This window comes from Pseudomonas sp. 9AZ (assembly GCF_902506525.1).
Taxonomy (GTDB): Bacteria; Pseudomonadota; Gammaproteobacteria; order Pseudomonadales; family Pseudomonadaceae; genus Aquipseudomonas; species Aquipseudomonas peli.
In genome coordinates this window covers 3,935,976-3,953,922 of the sequence record NZ_LR733840.1, presented here as the reverse complement: position 1 = coordinate 3,953,922, position 17,947 = coordinate 3,935,976, and the positions used below count along the sequence as shown (strand labels likewise).

Genomic DNA, 17,947 nt, shown 5'->3' with positions numbered 1-17,947 from the left:
GCGGTTGCGTGGGTTGCGGTTGAAGGTTGTGGCGCGCGGGCTGTATCGGCCCTGATACAGCCCGCGTGACACTCTGTACCAGAGGCGATACAGCGTGGTGACTCATCGGTCAGCGTGTCTTGCAATAGCCGGAAAGCTGGTGGATGCTCGGCCATCACGTGCACCTCCAACGCGGAGAACAATAACAATGCACAACCCTGCAAGCCGCCACGCCCAGCAGGTGCTGACCGTGGCCCAAGGGCGCGGGCAACTCGCCGGCCCGGCTGCCGATTCTTCGGTGGCGCGCTCCTGGCTGCGTTGTCTGCAGCAGCATCACCTCGACCCTGCGCAAAGCATGCCACCGGCAGTGATCGAGCACGCGCACATGCTGGAACGGCGCGAGCAGCTGCAACAGGTGCTAGAGATTTCCAGCAATGAGATGAACAGCCTGCACCGCCAGTTGGCCGGCAGCGGCCACGCGGTGCTGCTGACTGATGCCCGTGGGGTGATCCTCAACTGCGTCACCGAACAGGCGGAAAAACGCACTTTCGAGCAGGCCGGCTTGTGGCTGGGTGCCGATTGGAGCGAAGCCTGCGAAGGCACCAATGGCATTGGCACCTGCCTGGTAGAGCGCCAGCCGCTGACCATCCACCAGAATGAACATTTCCGCAGCCGGCATACCGGTCTGACTTGCTCGGCCAGCCCGGTTTTCGATCCGCATGGGGAGCTGCTGGCGGTGCTGGATGTGTCCTCGGCGCGGCATGACGTATCGCGGCAGAGCCAGTTCCACACCATGGCCTTGGTCAACCTGTCGGCCAAGGCCATCGAAGGCTGTCATTTCCTGCGCAGCTATGAAGGTGAGTGGCTGCTGCGCTTCCACGCCCAGGCCGAATATATCGGCCAGTTCAGCGAAGGGCTGCTGGCTTTTGATGGTGATGGCCGGGTCAGTGCGGTGAATCAGAGTGCGATCAATCTGCTCGGCCTTTCGCGTCGACAGTTGCTCGGGCGCACATTGATCGAGGTATTTGATTGCCGCCTGGATGACCTGCTCGGCCGTGCTTCGGCGCAGCCCAGCGCCAGTTGGCCGCTGTATACCCAGCGTGGCCAGCTGCTGTTCGCCATGCTGCGCGGCCAGCCGCGGCGCAGTGCTCAGGCACTGTCTGCTGCGAGCTTGGCAACGCCCGGGCTGTGTCTGGCTGACCCTGGTTTGCAGAGTGATTTCCGCCGTGCGCTGCGGGTGTATGAGCGTGATGTGCCGCTGCTGATCGGCGGCGAAACCGGCACCGGTAAAGAAGCCTTTGCCAAGGCCCTGCATCAGGTCAGCTCGCGTGGCGGTAAGCCCTTTGTCGCGCTGAACTGCGCGGCAATTCCCGAGAGCCTGATCGAGAGCGAACTGTTCGGTTATCGCGGCGGCAGCTTTACCGGCGCGCGCAAGGAAGGCATGCGCGGCAAGCTGCAGCAGGCCGATGGCGGCACCCTGTTCCTCGATGAAATCGGCGATATGCCGCTGGCGCTGCAGACCCGCCTGCTGCGGGTGCTGGAAGAGCGCCGGGTTGAACCAATTGGCGGTGAAGCACAGGCCATTGATGTGCGAGTGATCAGCGCCAGCCACCGCGACCTCACCCAGCGAGTAGCCAGCGGCGAGTTTCGTCAGGACCTGTTCTATCGCCTCAATGGCCTGGTGATCGAGTTGCCGCCGCTGCGTGACCGCAGCGACAAGCTGGCGCTGCTGGATTTCCTGCTTGCCGAAGAGGCGCGTGGACAATCTGCACGGCTTGATGATGCGGCTCGCGAGGCGTTGCTCGCCTATTCCTGGCCGGGTAATGTGCGCCAGCTGCGCAATGTGCTGCGCACCCTGTGTGCGTTATGTGAAAACGGCGTGATAAGTCACGCCGATTTACCGGCTGAAATGCGCCATGCCCGGCCTGCACTGCCCGCATTGCCCGTCAGCAAACCCGACCAGTTGGGCGATGCTGAACGCCAGGCGCTGCTGGCGGTGCTCGATGCCCAGCACTGGCACATTAGTCATGCCGCCGAACAGTTGGGTATCAGCCGCAACACCCTGTACCGCAAACTGCGCAAACACGGGATAGCCAAGCAGGGTTGTTGACGCGGTAGGTCGGCGTTTTTGATAGGGCATGTAGGTTGGCGTTGAGCGTAGCGAAGCCCAACAGGCGGAGTGCATTGTTGGGCTTCGGCGCTGCGCGCCTCAACGCCAACCTACGGTTTTTATGCCAGCATGCGGTGGTATTTTCTAGCATCTGTAGGTTGTGGTTGAGCGCAGCGAAGCCCAACGAGTTTGTGTGGGTCGTTGGGCGCTGCCGCTTTGTACTGCAACGGATCACCGCCCGACCCAACCTACGGAAAAGCTCAAAGGCGCTGTGCTAATCTGCGGCCAGTTTTTATCCCGCCTTATTCACCGGCTCTGACGACGCCTTCAAGGTAAATCATGCATATCCATATTCTCGGCATCTGCGGCACTTTTATGGGCTCGCTGGCCGTGCTGGCCAAGGAACTCGGTCACCGCGTGACCGGCTCCGACGCCAATGTCTACCCGCCTATGAGCACCCAGTTGGAGGCTCAGGGCATCGAACTGACCCAGGGCTATGACGCCGCCCAACTCGACCCCGCGCCGGACTTGGTGGTGGTCGGTAACGCGCTGTCGCGCGGCAACCCGGCGGTGGAGTATGTGCTGAACAAGGGCCTGCCTTATGTCAGCGGCCCGCAGTGGTTGGCCGACCATGTGCTGCAGGGCCGGTGGGTCATGGCGGTGGCTGGCACCCATGGTAAAACCAGCAGTTCGAGTATGCTGGCCTGGGTGCTGGAACATGCCGGTATGAGCCCGGGCTTTTTGATTGGCGGCGTGCCGCAGAACTTTGGTATTTCCGCGCGCCTGGGTGGCACGCCGTTCTTTGTGGTGGAAGCCGACGAGTACGACAGCGCCTTCTTCGACAAGCGCAGCAAGTTCGTCCACTACCGCCCGCGCACCGCGATTCTGAATAACCTGGAATTCGATCACGCGGACATCTTCCCGGATCTGGCGGCCATCGAGCGGCAATTCCACCATCTGGTGCGTACCATTCCGGGCGACGGTCTGATCATTCATCCGACCACCGAGCCTGCGCTTAAGCGGGTAATCGAGATGGGTTGCTGGACGCCGGTGCAGACCACAGGTGAAGGCGGTCAGTGGCAAGCGCGCCTGCTTAGCGCCGACGGCTCGCGTTTCGAGGTGAGTTTCGAAGGTAAAACCGCAGGCACCGTGGACTGGCAGCTGACCGGCCAGCACAACGTGGCCAACGCCCTGGCGGTGCTCGCGGCGGCGCGGCATGTCGGCGTGGTGCCGGAGCTGGGCATCGCCGCGCTGTGCAGCTTTATCAACGCCAAGCGGCGAATGGAGAAGGTCGCCGAAGTGAAGGGCGTGACCATCTTCGACGACTTCGCCCATCACCCGACGGCGATTGCCACCACCCTGGATGGTCTGCGCAAACGCATCGGCGACGCCAAATTGATCGCCATCGTCGAGCCGCGTTCCAACTCGATGAAGCTCGGCGCGCACCGTGATGGTCTGCCGGAATCCGTGGTGCAGGCAGACTCGGTGTACTGGTACGCGCCGCCGAATCTCGGTTGGGATCTGGCCGGCACAGTAGCTACGTCGACCGTGCCGACTCAGGTCTGCGATTCCTTGGAAGCGATCATTGCAGGGGTCAAGGCAGAAGCGGCACCGGGCACCCAAGTAGTGGTGATGAGCAACGGCGGCTTTGGCGGCTTGCATGGCAAGTTGGCTGCGGCCTTGGAGGCATAAATGTCCGGTCCTGAACGTATTACCTTGGCTATGACGGGCGCGTCCGGCGCTCAATACGGCCTACGCCTGCTCGACTGCCTGGTGCAGGAAGAGCGCGAGGTGCACTTTCTGATTTCCAAGGCCGCGCAGTTGGTCATGGCCACCGAAACGGATGTCAGCCTGCCGAGCAAACCGCAGGCCATGCAGGCATTCTTGAGCGAGTACACCGGCGCCGCGCCGGGGCAGATTCGCGTCTTTGGCAAAGAAGACTGGATGGCGCCGGCGGCCTCTGGCTCGGGTGCGCCCACTGCTATGGTGGTGGTGCCATGCAGCACCGGCTCACTCTCGGCGATTGCCAATGGCGCCTGCAACAATCTTATTGAGCGCGCCGCCGACGTGGCCCTCAAGGAGCGTCGTCAATTGATTCTGGTGCCGCGTGAGGCACCGTTCTCCAGTATTCATCTGGAGAACATGCTCAAACTGTCTAACATGGGCGCGATTATTCTGCCGGCTGCTCCGGGCTTTTATCACCAGCCGCAGACCATTGATGACCTGGTGGATTTCGTCGTGGCGCGGATCCTCAACTGCCTGAATATTCCCCAGGACTTGCTGCCGCGTTGGGGAGAACATCATCAGATCAGCCCTGATGAATAAGCGGCTGAGTTGCCTCGCTCTGGGCCTGGGCCTGAGCCTGGCCCTGTCGCTCAGCGGTTGTGCCACCGTACGCACCCTGGATGCCGCCAAGCCCGATGCGCCGGTGGTGTACGCCGGCACACGGCTTAACCTGTATGCGCTGCAAGGCGGCTGCTGCGCCACGGACCGCTTCGGCGCCGAAGCCCCTGCGTATCCGGCGGCTGATCTGCCGGTCAGCGCATTGCTCGACACCTTGCTGCTGCCGCTGTCCCTGGCGATGGCCATTGGCTTGAATCTGGGAATCAGCGGCGGCCTTTAGGCGTCAATCTGTCAGTTGGCAAACCTGCTCAGTGGCCTGCTGCACCGAATAGCGTCCTTTTTCATCACGGCTAATGCGGCCCATGGCGGTAGCGGGGTCGTGGGTGAATACCAGTCGGCCGTTGCGGGTGAACAGGTCGGCCAGCAGGGCTTCTTTTTCTTCGATCAGGCCTTCAGGGAAACGGTCGTAGCCCATGGTGATGGGCAGATGCACCCACGGCGCGCCAGGGATCAGGTCGCCCGGGAATACCACCGGGCCGTCCGGCATGGCCACTTCCGGCAGCAGTTGGCCGGGCGTGTGACCATCGCTCCAATGCAAACGCCAGTCCGCGCCAAGCAGCTCGCAGTGTTCGGTTTCCTCGATCAGCTGCAGGCGGCCGCTGCCTTCCAGTAACGCCATCAGCTCAGGGATATAGGAAGCGCGGTCGCGGGCGTGCGGCTGGCAGGCGCGCTGCCACTGACGGCGGCCTGTGATGAATTGCGCATTGGGGAACAACAGGCGTGCCGGTTGGCCTTCTTCCCAGGCGGCGAGCAGGCCGCCGGCGTGATCAAAGTGCAGGTGGGTGAGCACCACAATGTCGATGTCGGCATCACTCAGGCCGACAGCGGCCAGGCTGTCGAGCAGCACGTGTCGGTCTTCTTGAACCCCGAAGCGTTCTTTCAGGTCAGGGCTGAAGAATGCGCCGATTCCGGTTTCAATCAGGATATTGCGCTCATCCTCTTGTACCAGCAGGGCGCGGCAACCGAGGTCGATGCGGTTCAGTTCGTCCGGCTTCATCCAGCGTTGCCACAGGGCTTTGGGCGCGTTGCCAAACATCGCGCCGCCATCAAGTTTTTGGCTGTTGCCGGTGAGGGTGGTGAGGGTTCGCATGGAGGCTCTTGTCATGTGGATATCCATGCAGATTGCCGTGTTAAGCGGGCTCAGGCTATTGAAGTTTTGTTGCGGGGACAGTGGTGAGTCCCATTAGTTTTTATCGATTGCTACCTCAGAGCAGTTCGCCAGGGTTTCCTGGGCAAACTGCGCAAACGCTGGCTCATGTTGACGCCATTGCCAGTCGGCAAGGCGATCATTGAGATCGTGATGAAACCCGCACAGGTCTGTTTGCAGGCTGCGCTGCCAGCCTGGGTCAGCGCTGTATGTTTCGTAGATTTGTTCGGCGCTAAATAAGTAAAAGCTGAAGAAGTTTTCTTGGGCCACTTTCCGCGCCGCTGGGTCCATGGCGCTGGACAGTTGCAGGTCGGTGAGTTCAGGTTTTTCGATGGCCAGCTTGAGGTATTCCTTGTAGGCATCGCGGGCTGAGGCTTCGCGCTGGCTTGATTCAGCTGCACGAATTTGCCAGACCGCAATCACCAGACCAAAAGCCGCAAGGGCGGCCGTGAGGACAGTGCTGAGATTGGCAATGTGACGCAGTGACGGCCTTGGCATGAGCCTCTCCCAATAAGGTGTGCTGCAAGTTTAGGCGAGTCTTTACGTCGTTAACGGCCTGTAATCACGTTGAGATGGCCGGCCGGTCTTTGTTCAGGCTTGCGCCTGCGTGGCGGCCCGGCGGCCGGAGAGCAAGGCACCGTGTACGGTGGCAAACATGTTTTTGTGTGTGGCTTCGCCGGCAAAGAACAGCCGGTTCCCGATGGGGGCTGCCAGGTCATCACGCATCGCCGGCTTAGCCCCCAGCTTGTTGAACGAGTAGGCACCATAGCTGAATGGGTCCTGACTCCAGCGGGTGATCTGGACGCTGACCGGATCTGGAATCTGCTGACCAAAGATCAGCCTGAGGCGTGCCATGGCGCTGGCAACGATCTGGGCATCGCTCCAGGCTTCGATCTGCCGGCCAAAGTCGCCCGCGTTAAAGCCGAGCAGCACCGGTTGGCCGGTCAGGCGGCCGAGGTTCAGCCATTGGCTCCACTGGCCGTGCTGAGACTGCGGCGGGATGTATTCCAGCCAGTCTTGCTGCGGCCAGAACTGGGTGGGGAAGCGCAGGTAGCACTTGTTGAAATGGCCCATGCCCAGTTTGTTAATGGCGGTGGTCTTTTTGCTGGGCAGGGCGGGCGTGAAGCGGATCGTGCCTTTCTTCAACACGCCCAATGGAACGCTGACGATGACCCGGTCGGCGCTGAAGGTGCCGCTGTTGGTTGTAACCTTAACTGTCGAGGTGCTGGAGTCAATGGCGCTGACTGTCTGCCCGAGTTGGATATTCAGCCCGCGTGCCAGGAAGTTGATCAGCGTCTGGTAGCCCTCGGCGAACACGGCATCGTCGCCATCGTAGCCGCCCAGGCTGTCAAACCAGTAGGTCGACAAGTCGTTGCGACTGCCGGCGTATTCCTGCTCGGCCGTGCTGTTGGTGATAAACGCCAGCAACTCCTGGTCGGCGTTGCTGAGGGAGGCCCAGTCCAGTTCGCTCTCAATCGTGTTGCGCAGCGAGCGGTCGATGCTGTGACGTTGACCCTGGTCGATGGCCCATTGGTATTCATCCTTGAGGGTGGCCAGGCGCGCGGCCCGTGCGGCGCTCAGCGGACGACCGTTAACGTCGTAGTCGATGACACTGTCATAGGAAGTGGTGATCAACCGCGCGCCGGCTTCCTCGGCGAGCGCAGTCAGAGGGTTGCCGTCCATTTCGTGAATCCACGAGGCGCCCAGATCCACGGGCGCATCAGCCCAGGCCTGGCTGGTCCACAAGCGGCCACCCAGGCGCGTACGGGCTTCCAGCACCGTGACCTGATGCCCGCGTCCCGCCAATTGACTGGCCGCTGCCAGGCCGGCGATGCCCGCGCCGATGACGATGATTCTCTTTGGGCTGCGCGTCGCGCCCAGACTCGTTTGGCTGGTGCTGACAGCGGCCATGGCGGCCGCCAGGGTGGCGCTTTTTAACAGGGTGCGACGATTCATCGGCTTGAGCTCCTGTGTGAACCTGCAAGGGCGGTTATTGCTGGGTGGCCGGGAAGGCCTCGTCATCGGGGTAGGGGAACCATTCCGGGTCGTCGATGGCCTGCGGGGCGATCATCACCATCTTCGAACGACGGAATTGCTCCAGCCCCTCGATGCCCAGTTCACGGCCCTGGCCGGTCATCTTGCGGCCGCCGAAGGGCACGCAATCGTTGTCGTTGAGCGGGGTGTTGACCCAGACGATGCCGGATTCGATCTCGTTCACCGCGCGCATGGCTTCGGCGAGGTTCTCGGTGTAGATGTTGGCGCCCAGACCGAATTCGGAGTCGTTGGCCAGGGCGATGGCTTCGTCCAGGCTGCGCACCTTGCACACTGGCGCCAGCGGGCCGAAGAACTCGCCGTGCATGATGTCCATTGCGTGGCTGACCTCCAGCACCGTGGGTTCGAAGAACCAGCCCTGCTCGCGGTCTGCCGGGCGCTTGCCGCCGCAGACGATGCGCGCGCCCTGTTCCACGGCGCGGGCGATGATGTTCTCTACCCGCGCCCGCTCACGAGCCGATGCCATCGGGCCGATGTCGACACACTCCAGGCCGTTGCCGATGCGCAGCGCGCGAGCCTCGGCCGCCAGGGCGCTGACGAAACGGTCGTAAACATCTTCATGCACGTAGAAGCGTTCCGCTGAGGTGCACACCTGACCGCAATTGAGAAAGGCGGCGAAGGCGGCGCCACGGGCGACGATCTCCACCGGCGACGAGGGCATGACGATAAACGGGTCATTGCCCGAGGCTTCGATCAGCACTGGTTTGAAGCGCAGCGCAGCACTTTGCGCCACCGCCTGACCGGCCGGCACACTGCCGGTGAAGGCCACCGCATGGGTATGCGGGTGCGCCACCAGATGGCGACCAACGTTGGCGCCGCCGGTCAGGCATTGCACCAGTCCGGCCGGCAGATGATCGAAAGCCTGCATGACCAGTAGCAGGGTCAGCGAGGTCAGCTCCGACGGTTTGACGATGATGGCATTGCCGGCAGCCAGCGAGGCTGCGGCCTGCCAGCCGAACAGCAGCACCGGGAAGTTGTAGGGCACGATGGAAACCACGGTGCCCAGCGGCTCCTTGAGGGTCATGTGCAGCTGACCGGCGATGGCCGGGCCGGCCACGCGGCCGTGTTCCTGGCGGGCCAGTTCGGCGTAGTAGCGGAAGGCTGAAGCCGAGGCGCCGGCTTCCCACTCCGCTTCGCGGTAGGGTTTGCCCATCTCGCGGGTCAGGCATTCGCCCACCTGGGCACTGAGTTCGCCGAGGCGGTCGGCGACCCGGTGCAGGGCGTCGGCACGTTCCAATGCGCTGAGCGCCCACCAACCTTTTTGGGCCTGATTGGCCAGGGCGATGGCTTGTTCCATTTCAGCCTCGGTGGCTTCGGCATAGCAGCCGATTTCCGCCTCGGTGGCCGGGTCGATGATGGCCACGCGGGCGCCGTGGCCGGGCAGGTACTGACCATCGACAAAGTGCTGGGCGGAGCGTTCAAGCATGAGGGTGGCGGTTGCGGTCATGGGACTCTCTCGATGTGATGGTTCAGGCCAGGCGGTCTTGCAAGCCATAGTGCAGATAAGCCAGTTGCAGGCCGCTGCGTTGCAGCCAGGGGCTGCGCGGCAGTCGCCCGGGTAATTCACGGTAGACCGCACAGTCTTCGCGTGCATTCAGCGGATAGCCGGCCAGTGCGCGGGCCAGCGTGCGCCCCAGCCAGGGCATGCTGTTGACCCCCGAGCCGAAGCAGCCCAGGTTGAACAGCACGCTGGGGTCATCCGGCACCCGGCCCCAACTCGGCACCCGCTTGCGGGTCAGTGACACCAAGCCGCGCCAGAAGTAGTCAATCGGTATGGCGCCGGCCTCGGGGAACTTCTTCGCCAGCAGATGCAGCAGCAGTTGCTGCAGGCGCGCGTCGAGCCGTGGATCACCCCAGGTGTCGCTGCGTGCGCCCAGCAGTAAGCGGTTGTCCGGCAGGCGGCGGTAATAGGTCACCAACATGCGGGTGTCGGACATGGGGCTTAGGGTGCTTAGGCCTATGGCCTGCCACTGCGCCTCACTCAGCGGTGCGCTGACAAGGATGTTGGAGATGGCCGGCAGTACGCGTTGTGCCAGTGAGGGCGGCTCCTGGCTGTCGCGGTAACCATTGGTGGCGAGTACCACCTGTCGCGCCCGCACGCGGCCATGCGGGGTGTGCAGCACATGCCAACCGGCCTGCTTGTGCCAGTGTTGCATGGGGCTGTGGCTGTACAACTGGGCACCATGGCGGCGGGCTGCTTGGGCGAGTCCCGCCGTCAGCGCCAGCGGATTGATCCCACCCCCCTCATGCATGTACAGCGCGCCGAACTGATCCGGGCCTGCGTGCCCGACCTCTGCAAAGGCTTCGCGGCTCAACCGTTCGCAGGGGATGCCCGCTTTGCGCAGCCAATGGCCTTCCTCCTCCAGGTCAGCCAGTGCGCCGCGCGAATGCGCCACCTGGTAGATGCCAGCGCCGCAGGCGTGTAGGTCAAATCCCTCTTGTTCCGCCAATTCATAGACCAGCGCCTGGCCCTCGCGTTGCGAGGCAAAAAAAGCCCGGGCTTCGGACTCAGGCCAGCGCTGAAAAACCTCAAGAGCACTCAGCTTGCAGGCCGGCAGGGTATTGAAGCCGGCATTGCGGCCGCTGGCCCCCCAACCAATGGCGCCGGCCTCCAGCACCAGGCTGGCGATGCCGTGATCACGCTGCAGGTGCAGGGCGCAGGACAGCCCGGTATAGCCGCCGCCGATGATGGCCACTTCCACCTCGGTGTCCCCGGGCAGTGGGCCAACTGATGGCAAATCGGTGTGTGCCGCCCAGTAGCTGGGGTGATAGGTGTTGCGGTCGTACAAGCTGGGATGAAAGATGGCTTGGCTCATGGCGTTCTTCGCTGCTGCGCGGTTGCATGGGGCCAGCATGCGTAAGCGCGGCGGGGCGAACAACCTGCGTTTTCTGTGCTAGGTTGTTAAAAAAACTAATAGCAGGTTGGGGGTTTGATGAACGCCAATCGATTGCCGCCACTCAACGCGGTTCGGGCCTTTGAAGCAGCCGCTCGGTTGGGCAGTTATGTGGCCGCGGCCAAAGAGTTGCACGTCACCCAGCCGGCCATCGGGCGGCATGTGAAGACCTTGGAGGATCGCCTGCAAACAGCGTTGTTTCAGCGCACGCCGCGTGGTGTGTTGTTGACCGAAGACGGCTGGCGTTACTTTGAACAAATCAGCGCCGCCCTGACGCAAATTGCCGATGCCACCTATGAGCTCACCAGCCGTGCACAGCAGCGTTGGCTGAGGCTGCTGGTGGTGCCGGGGTTTGCCGGGCGCTGGTTACGTCATCATCTGGGTGAGTTTCGTGCATTGCATCCCGGCATTTGTATCGCGCTGGAGCCTAATCCGTCTTTTCGCGAGGTCAGCAGCGAGCGCGCGGATCTAGGCATCGCCTTTGGCGAGGGTGAGGAGTTCAGCGGCCCACGCGAGGTGTTGCTGCAACCGCCGATCTTTCCGGTGTGTTCGCCGGCTTTTCTGGCCGCACACGGGCCGCTGAACATGCCCGGCGACCTCCTGCGCATGCCCTTGTTGCACGAGGACGATGGTTACTGGTGGGGGCTGTGGTTGCAGCGGCAGGGCGTCAAGGTGCGCCTGACCAGTGAGATGTCCTATGTCAGTGCTGATCAGGTGATTGACCTGGCATTGGCCGGCGCCGGTGTGGCGCTGACCAACCCTTTGCTGGTCAGCGAGGAACTGGCCAGTGGTCGCCTGATTCGGCCGTTGCCCCATGAGGTGCCACTGGAAGGGTATCTGCTGCTCAGCCCTGCTGGTGGCCTTAAACCCGAGGCCAAAGCATTCCGGCTCTGGCTGCTGAGTAAACTCAACCCGGCGCCGGTATAAGTTTTATTAATAGCCAGGTACCCTAATCGCATGTTGTTGCGTGCGGGCTCGCGCTCTATGGTCGGGGTGCCACTGACGTGGCGCCTAACGACTGTTTGCGAGAGCTCCCATGAAAACAACAATTCGCCGTTTAAAAGGCCTTGCCCTCATCGCGATCTGTGGCCTGCATGCTGTGTCAGCCCAGGCCACCGAGCAGGCGCTGAATGTGCTCAACTGGTCTGAGTTGATCCCCAGCGAGCTGCAGCGCAACTTTACCCAGCAGTTCAACACTCGCCTGACGTACGACATTCTCGACAGTGATGACGCCCTGGAGGGCAAATTACTCACCGGCAATTCGGGTTATGACGTGGTCTACCCGTCATCGTCGTACATGACCAAGCAGATCAAGGCTGGCGCTTACCTGCCGCTGGACTGGTCGAAGATTCCCAACCGCGTGCACCTTGACCCGCAGTTGCTGGAAAAACTGAAGATGCACGATCCCGATAACCGTCATGGCGTGCCGTTTATCTGGGGCACCAACGGCATCTTGATCAATGTGGAAAAGGTGCAGGCCATACTGGGTAAAGACGCCGACCTCAGCAGCCACGCCTTGTTGTTCGACCCGCAGGTGGTGAGCAAGCTCGCCAAGTGCGGGGTGTCGTTTCTCGATTCGCCGCAAGACGTCTTCACCATGGTGCTGGCCTACCTGGGGCGTGATCCGAACAGCAACAAGGTTGAGGATTACCAGGCCGCTTTTGCTCAGCTGCAACAGGTCTGGCCGCATATCAAACAGATCAACTCGACCTACCGTGATCAGATTACCCGTGGCGATATCTGCGTGGCCATGGCCTGGAGTGGTGACGCCGGCGTGATCAATCGCATCGTCCGGGAAAACCAGTTGGACATGCAGATCCGCTACATCACACCGCGGGGGCAGACACCGATCTGGTTCACCATGATGGGCATTCCGGCAGATGCCCAAAATACCGAAGCCGCCTACCAGTGGATCAACTACCTGCTTGAGCCCACGGTGGCAACGCAGGTGTCCGAATACAACAGCTACCCCAGTGCGGTGAGCGAGGCACAGGCCGTTGGGCGCGCGATAAAAGATGGTCGCTATGCGCCTGAAGATGAGGAAATCGCGAGCTTTTACATATCCGGCACCATTGAGCCGAAAACGGTACGGGTCATGACCCAATACTGGCGTCGCCTCTACAGCGACTAAGCTGATGTTCCAAGCGTGATGAAAGGCAGTTTGCCCCGTCGTGCACGGGGCTTTTTTGTGAGGCGGCTATGAGCATTAAACGACGCGACTTTCTCAACGGAGCGGCGCTGACGATTGCCGCCGGTCTGGTGCCGTGGCGCTTTCTGCGCGCCGAATCGCGCGTGTATCCGCCGGCGTTGACGGGCTTGCGCGGCAGCCATGTGGGCAGCTTTGAGGTGGCGCATCAACTGGGCTGGGAGCGCAAGTTGTTCGCCACCGATCAGCTGCCCCAGCATGAAGACTATGACCTGGTCGTGGTGGGTGCCGGCATCAGCGGCTTGGCGGCTGCCTGGTTTTACCGTGAACGCCACCCGCAGGCGCGCATTCTGCTGCTGGATAATCACGACGACTTCGGTGGCCATGCCAAACGCAACGAGTTTCGTGTGGGCGGTCGTTTACTGCTGGGCTATGGCGGCAGCGAATCACTGGACTCGCCTAAGGCCAATTTCAGCGCCGAGGTGCAGCGCTTGCTGACGGCGCTGGGGATCAAGCTGGAGCGCTTTCATCAGGCCTTTCAGCATCGCCTGTATGACGAGTTGGACAGTGCGGTGTTCTTCGATCAGCAGACCTTTGGCGAAGACCGGTTGGTCGTCGGCGAGCCGGATGCAGACAGTGATGAAGAACCCGACTGGGCCGGTTTCATTGGCCAGTTCCCGCTACCTGAAAGCGACCGCGCCGCCCTGCTGGCGCTGTATGCGGGTGAACAGAATTACCTGCAGGCGCTGCCGCTCGATGAGCGTGAGGCCTACCTCGACAGCTTGAGTTACCACGCCTATCTCAAGCGCCATGTCGGCCTTTCGGACAAGGCTATCGCTTACTTTCAGCAGCGTTCCGGCGACGAATACGGCTACCGCATCGACTTTCTACCGGCCAGTTACGCGCGTTATGCCGGCTATCCGGGCTTTGCCGGCCTGGGCCTAGAGGAGGATGACAGCGAAGAAGAGCCGTACATCTACCACTTTCCCGACGGCAATGCCGGTGTCGCCCGGCTGTTGGTGCGTGACCTGATCCCGGCGGTGGCCGCCGGGCAGGGCATGGACGATGTGGTGCTGGCCGCCTTCGATTACAGCCGTTTGGATCACCCCGAGCAGGCCGTGCGCCTGCGCCTGTCGAGCACCGTCGTCAGTGTGCGCAACCGTGAGGGCGGTGTGGACATCGGCTACAGCCAGGCGGGGCAGCTTTACCGGGTGCGCGCCCGGCATTCGGTGCTGGCCTGCTACAACATGCTCATTCCTTACATTTTGCGCGACCTGCCGGCCCCTCAGGCGCAGGCGTTGGCGCAAAACGTCAAACTGCCCATGGTCTACGCCAACGTGGTGATTCGTAATTGGCAGAGTTGGGTTGAGTTGGGCATGCAGGAGGTGTACGCGCCGGGCATGCCCTTCAGCCTGATGAAGCTGGATTACCCGGTGGATCTGGGCGGGTATCAGGCGCCGAATGATCCTGAACAGCCCATGTGCCTGCATCTGGTGCATGTGCCGCATGCGGCTGGCGTTGGCCCGGACCTGCGCACGCAGGCGCGGGCCGCGCGCATGCAGATATACACCCGCACCTTTGCAGACTACGAAGCGCAAATCCGTGATCAGTTGCAGCGCGTGCTCGGTGGTGGTGGTTTTGATCATCAGCGCGACGTGCTGGCCATCACGGTCAACCGCTGGCCGCATGGCTATTCCTACTACAGCAATCCCCTGTTCGATGGCCCGGACGGTGGCGCGGCGGTGATGCAGCGGGCGCGTCAGCCTTTGGGCGCGGTGACCATCGCCAATTCCGATGCTGGTTGGGACGCTTACCTGCATGCGGCCGTGGATCAGGCCTGGCGTGCGGTCAATGAACTTACCTAGTCCGTCTTTGGGTGCAAGCTAGCTTTAAATAGTGGTCAATCGTGACTGAAATAGTCTTAGGCACGTGAAAACGCACTAGCCGGCCCCGGTTTGGCGAACAGGTAGCCTTGAAAGCGCCTGCAGCCCATGCCTTGCAGGGCCTCGTACTGCGCCTGAGTTTCTACGCCTTCGGCGGTTACGCTGAGATTGAGGTTGGCTCCCAGCGCCAGGATGGTGCGCACGATGGCGGCATCGCTGGGGTGTTCGAGCAGGTCGCGGACGAAGGATTGGTCGATCTTCAGCTTATCCAGTGGCAGGCGTTTGAGGTAGTTGAGTGAGGAGTAGCCGGTGCCAAAATCATCCAGCGCCAGGTGCACGCCACGTGCTTTTAGCTGACTCATCTTGTCGATCAGCGTTTCCACATCCTCCACCAGTTGGCTTTCGGTCAGTTCCAGCTCCAGGCGTTCAGGTTTGGCGCCGCTTTCCGCGAGTGCAGCAAACACGTCTTCAATAAAGTCGGGGTGGTGGAACTGCCGGGCGCTGACGTTGACCGCCAGTGTCAGGTGCGCCAGCTGTGGATCATGGGCCCATACCACCAGTTGTTGGCACGCCGCACGCAAGATCAAGCGACCCAGCGGCAGAATAAGCCCCGTGCTTTCTGCCAGGGGAATGAAGTCGCCCGGCGGCACCAGCCCGCGTATAGGGTGCAGCCAGCGGACCAGGGCCTCGGCGCCGACCAGTTGTCCGTGAGCATCCACCTGGGGTTGGTAGTGCAGGATAAAGTCGTGCTGGTCGAGGCTCTGGCGCAGGTCGCTTTCCAGGCTGGCGCGGGCGCTGACTTCGGTCTGCATCGCCGGGTCGAAAAAGCGCAACGCGTTGCGGCCGGCAGCTTTGGCCTGGTACATGGCCATGTCGGCACGCTTGAGTACCTCGTCGACCGTACTGTCCTCCTTGGGGAACAGGGCGACGCCGATGCTGGCCGTGCTGATATAGCTGCGGCCTTGCAGGGTGTAGGGCACGGCGAGCGCCTTAATGATCTTGTTGCCGACGTGTTCAACCTGTTGGCCGGCCTGTTCAGGCTTCAGGCTCAGGCCTTCGAGCATCAACACAAACTCATCGCCGCCGAGACGAGCCAGGGTGTCCTGGGCGCGCACATGGCTACTCAGGCGTTCGGCGACCTGCTGCAGCAACTGGTCGCCCATGTCGTGGCCAAGGGTGTCGTTGAGGTCTTTGAAATTGTCCAAGTCGATAAACAGCAGTGCGCCCTGTTGCAGGCCGCGGGCATGCTTGGCCAGGGCCTGTTGCAGGCGGTCGAGCAGTAGACGGCGGTTGGGCAGGCCGGTGAGTGGGTCGTAGAAGGCCAGCTGGTTGATTTTTTCGAGGTTCTTCTTGTGTTCGGTGATGTCAGTGGAGATGCCGCATAGCGCGTAAATCTTGCCGTGATCGTCGCGCAGCGGCAGCTTGACCGAGAGAAAGGCGTGCTGCGTGTTCCCGTCCAGGCTGCGATTGATTTCCTCGGTCTGCACCCGTTCGCCGAGTGTGAGTACGCGACTGTCGTTGTCATACAGGTTGGTTGCAGTGTCGATGTCGAAGAACTGTTCATCGGTCTTGCCAATCACCTGCTCAAGGTTCTGGCCGAACAGCTCGCAGACCTTGCGGTTGGCATATTGATAACGCAGCTGCACATCCTTGATGTAGATGTACGCCTCGACGCTGTCGAGGATGGTGTTCAGGCGTGCTTCGCCGGCCTGCAGGTGGCGGGTTTTCTCGTGCACCTGGCGGCGTAACAGCCATGCGCCGCCCAAGGCAGCAATCAGCAGCAGTGCCAGGGTCGTCAGTCCCCACCAGACACCCGTGGGGATCAGCAGGCGTGGCCGCTCACCGCCCCAGCGCAGCAGGGTTTGGTAGTACACAGAGGACGGCGAGTTCTGCCAGTTCGCCAGGTGCTGATCGATGGCGGCCAGTAAATCGGCGTTTTGCCCTTTGCGGGTTGCGTAGAACAGCTGCGCAGGCTGAAACATGATTGAGGAGCTTTGCAGCCGGTAGCTCGGCGCATGGAAATCACCAAAGCGCTGGTTGGCGACTACGGCGTCGGCATGCTCGTCCGCTACCAGGGCAAACCCTTGCTGCAAGCTGGGTACGCCGATCAATTGCGCTTTCAAGTCGAAGCTGTCCAGCAGCCCACGCAGGTAGTCCTCCTGCACCGAGCCTTGCAGGACGGCAATGCGCAGGTCTTTGAGGTCGAGTACTGATTTCAGCTGCAGGTTCTCGTTGCTGTACACCTGCGACCAGCTGACCAGCGAAGGCACTGTGTGAAAGTCGAGTACCTCTGCGCGGCTGTCGTTATAGGCCACGTCCGGCATCAGGTCGATCTCGCCGCTTTGTGCCATCTCCAGGCATTGTTGCCACTCGCAGGGCCTTGGTTGCAGTTGCCACTTTTCCTGGCGGGCGATCTCGTTCAGCAGCTCGCCGAGAATGCCGGAAAGTTTGCCCTCTTGATCCAGGATGATTTTCGGCTCGTTGGCGTAGACCCCCACGCTGACCGCACGAGACTGCGCGCCGCTATAAGGCGTGACCGTGAAACCCACGGTGAAGAGCAGCAGGGCGATGAGATGGCGAGTGAGCAGGCGCATCATGCGTGGGGCTACTTCTATGCAAAGTCCGTAGCCTAACGATAGCCAGAATATGGCCTGGGGTGTGGCGGGATGATGGCGACGAGCGATTTGCCGCGTGATGGATCGTCAGGCGTGGCTCAGTAGGCCCAGCCTTGGTAGATATAGGTCATGGGTTTTGGCCCTTTGAGGTAGCGATTGCTCAGCTCGCCAATCTGAAACCCGCCGGCTGTGATCAACGCCGGGATATCGCGATTGAGGTGGCAACCACCGGCTAACGGCTTCCAAATCGGGGTCAGGCGGTTCTGCCAGCTCAGCACGGGCAGCTCGGGAGCCATGCCGTGTTCGCAGAACAACAGGCGACCGCCAGGTTTGAGCACGCGGCGCATTTCTTTCAGTGCGGCTACAGCATCAGGAATGGTGCACAGGGTGAAGGTGCAGACAATGCTGTCGAAGCTGGCGTCGTCGGCCTGAATCTGCCCCAGTTCGAGGGCAATCATCTCCACTGGAATGCTGATCGCGGCGGCCCGTTGCCTGGCCAGTTTCTGCATATCGGCGCTGGGGTCGACGCCAATGATCACACTGACCTTTGCGGCATCGTAGAAGGCCAGGTTAAGGCCGCTGCCGATGCCGATTTCCAGTACCCGGCCGTGGGCCAGTGGCACCAGTTGCGAGCGGGCTTTCATCACCGCGCCCATGCCGCAGGCGAAGTCGATCAGGTGTGGCAGCAGGTAGCGGTCATACAGGCCCACGGGTTGCC

The 17,947-nt window shown here is 61.8% G+C and carries 14 protein-coding genes; 7 read left to right on the top strand and 7 right to left on the bottom strand.

The features are described 5' to 3' along the window. The first annotated feature begins 187 nt into the window (after positions 1-187). From ALTER154_RS18385 to ALTER154_RS18370, 4 genes are all read left to right on the top strand, one after another. Positions 188-2,089 carry a sigma-54-dependent Fis family transcriptional regulator gene (locus tag ALTER154_RS18385; RefSeq protein WP_160089242.1) on the top strand — a complete coding sequence of 634 codons (1,902 nt, stop codon included), beginning with the start codon at positions 188-190 and terminating at the stop codon, positions 2,087-2,089. Between the two features lie 339 nt (positions 2,090-2,428). Beyond that, positions 2,429-3,781, top strand: a complete 1,353-nt coding sequence (gene mpl / locus ALTER154_RS18380) for a UDP-N-acetylmuramate:L-alanyl-gamma-D-glutamyl-meso-diaminopimelate ligase (RefSeq protein WP_160089240.1) — start codon at positions 2,429-2,431, stop codon at positions 3,779-3,781. After that, positions 3,782-4,414, top strand: a complete 633-nt coding sequence (gene ubiX / locus ALTER154_RS18375; RefSeq protein ID WP_160089238.1) for a flavin prenyltransferase UbiX — start codon at positions 3,782-3,784, stop codon at positions 4,412-4,414. It abuts the gene before it with no gap. Continuing rightward, positions 4,407-4,712, top strand: coding sequence for a YceK/YidQ family lipoprotein (locus tag ALTER154_RS18370; RefSeq protein ID WP_160089236.1), 306 nt, complete (start codon positions 4,407-4,409; stop codon positions 4,710-4,712). Before ubiX ends, ALTER154_RS18370 begins: the two co-directional genes overlap by 8 nt. Positions 4,713-4,715: 3 nt before the next feature. Here ALTER154_RS18370 and ALTER154_RS18365 read toward each other — a convergent pair whose 3' ends face one another. From ALTER154_RS18365 to ALTER154_RS18345, 5 genes are all read right to left on the bottom strand, one after another. Further along, the gene (locus ALTER154_RS18365; RefSeq protein WP_160089234.1) at positions 4,716-5,582 is read right to left on the bottom strand and encodes an MBL fold metallo-hydrolase; all 867 of its coding nucleotides are present in this window, start codon (positions 5,580-5,582) and stop codon (positions 4,716-4,718) included. 93 nt (positions 5,583-5,675) lie between these two features. Beyond that, positions 5,676-6,137 carry a hypothetical protein gene (locus ALTER154_RS18360; protein WP_160089232.1) on the bottom strand — a complete coding sequence of 154 codons (462 nt, stop codon included), beginning with the start codon at positions 6,135-6,137 and terminating at the stop codon, positions 5,676-5,678. A 93-nt stretch (positions 6,138-6,230) separates the two neighbouring features. Continuing rightward, positions 6,231-7,595, bottom strand: a complete 1,365-nt coding sequence (locus ALTER154_RS18355) for an NAD(P)/FAD-dependent oxidoreductase (protein ID WP_160089230.1) — start codon at positions 7,593-7,595, stop codon at positions 6,231-6,233. Positions 7,596-7,629: 34 nt separating this feature from the next. Next, a complete protein-coding gene (locus tag ALTER154_RS18350; RefSeq protein WP_160089228.1) occupies positions 7,630-9,138 on the bottom strand; it encodes an aldehyde dehydrogenase in 1,509 nt (502 codons plus the stop codon). Positions 9,139-9,160: 22 nt separating this feature from the next. Then, complete coding sequence (locus ALTER154_RS18345; RefSeq protein ID WP_160089226.1) at positions 9,161-10,507, bottom strand: FAD-binding oxidoreductase; 1,347 nt, start codon at positions 10,505-10,507, stop codon at positions 9,161-9,163. Positions 10,508-10,624: 117 nt separating this feature from the next. Here ALTER154_RS18345 and ALTER154_RS18340 point away from each other — a divergent pair, with 117 nt between their 5' ends. The 3 genes from ALTER154_RS18340 (at position 10,625) to ALTER154_RS18330 (ending at position 14,596) form a co-directional block, all read left to right on the top strand. Continuing rightward, a complete protein-coding gene (locus ALTER154_RS18340; RefSeq protein WP_160089224.1) occupies positions 10,625-11,512 on the top strand; it encodes a LysR substrate-binding domain-containing protein in 888 nt (295 codons plus the stop codon). Positions 11,513-11,621: 109 nt separating this feature from the next. Further along, complete coding sequence (locus tag ALTER154_RS18335; protein ID WP_160089222.1) at positions 11,622-12,716, top strand: extracellular solute-binding protein; 1,095 nt, start codon at positions 11,622-11,624, stop codon at positions 12,714-12,716. A 68-nt stretch (positions 12,717-12,784) separates the two neighbouring features. Beyond that, complete coding sequence (locus tag ALTER154_RS18330) at positions 12,785-14,596, top strand: FAD/NAD(P)-binding protein (RefSeq protein WP_160089220.1); 1,812 nt, start codon at positions 12,785-12,787, stop codon at positions 14,594-14,596. Positions 14,597-14,652: 56 nt separating this feature from the next. Here ALTER154_RS18330 and ALTER154_RS18325 read toward each other — a convergent pair whose 3' ends face one another. After that, positions 14,653-17,211 (bottom strand): EAL domain-containing protein, encoded by a 2,559-nt coding sequence (locus tag ALTER154_RS18325; protein ID WP_256665659.1) that lies wholly within the window; start codon positions 17,209-17,211, stop codon positions 14,653-14,655. A 116-nt stretch (positions 17,212-17,327) separates the two neighbouring features. Continuing rightward, a complete protein-coding gene (locus ALTER154_RS18320) occupies positions 17,328-17,939 on the bottom strand; it encodes a class I SAM-dependent methyltransferase (protein ID WP_160089218.1) in 612 nt (203 codons plus the stop codon). Positions 17,940-17,947 lie beyond the last annotated feature (8 nt).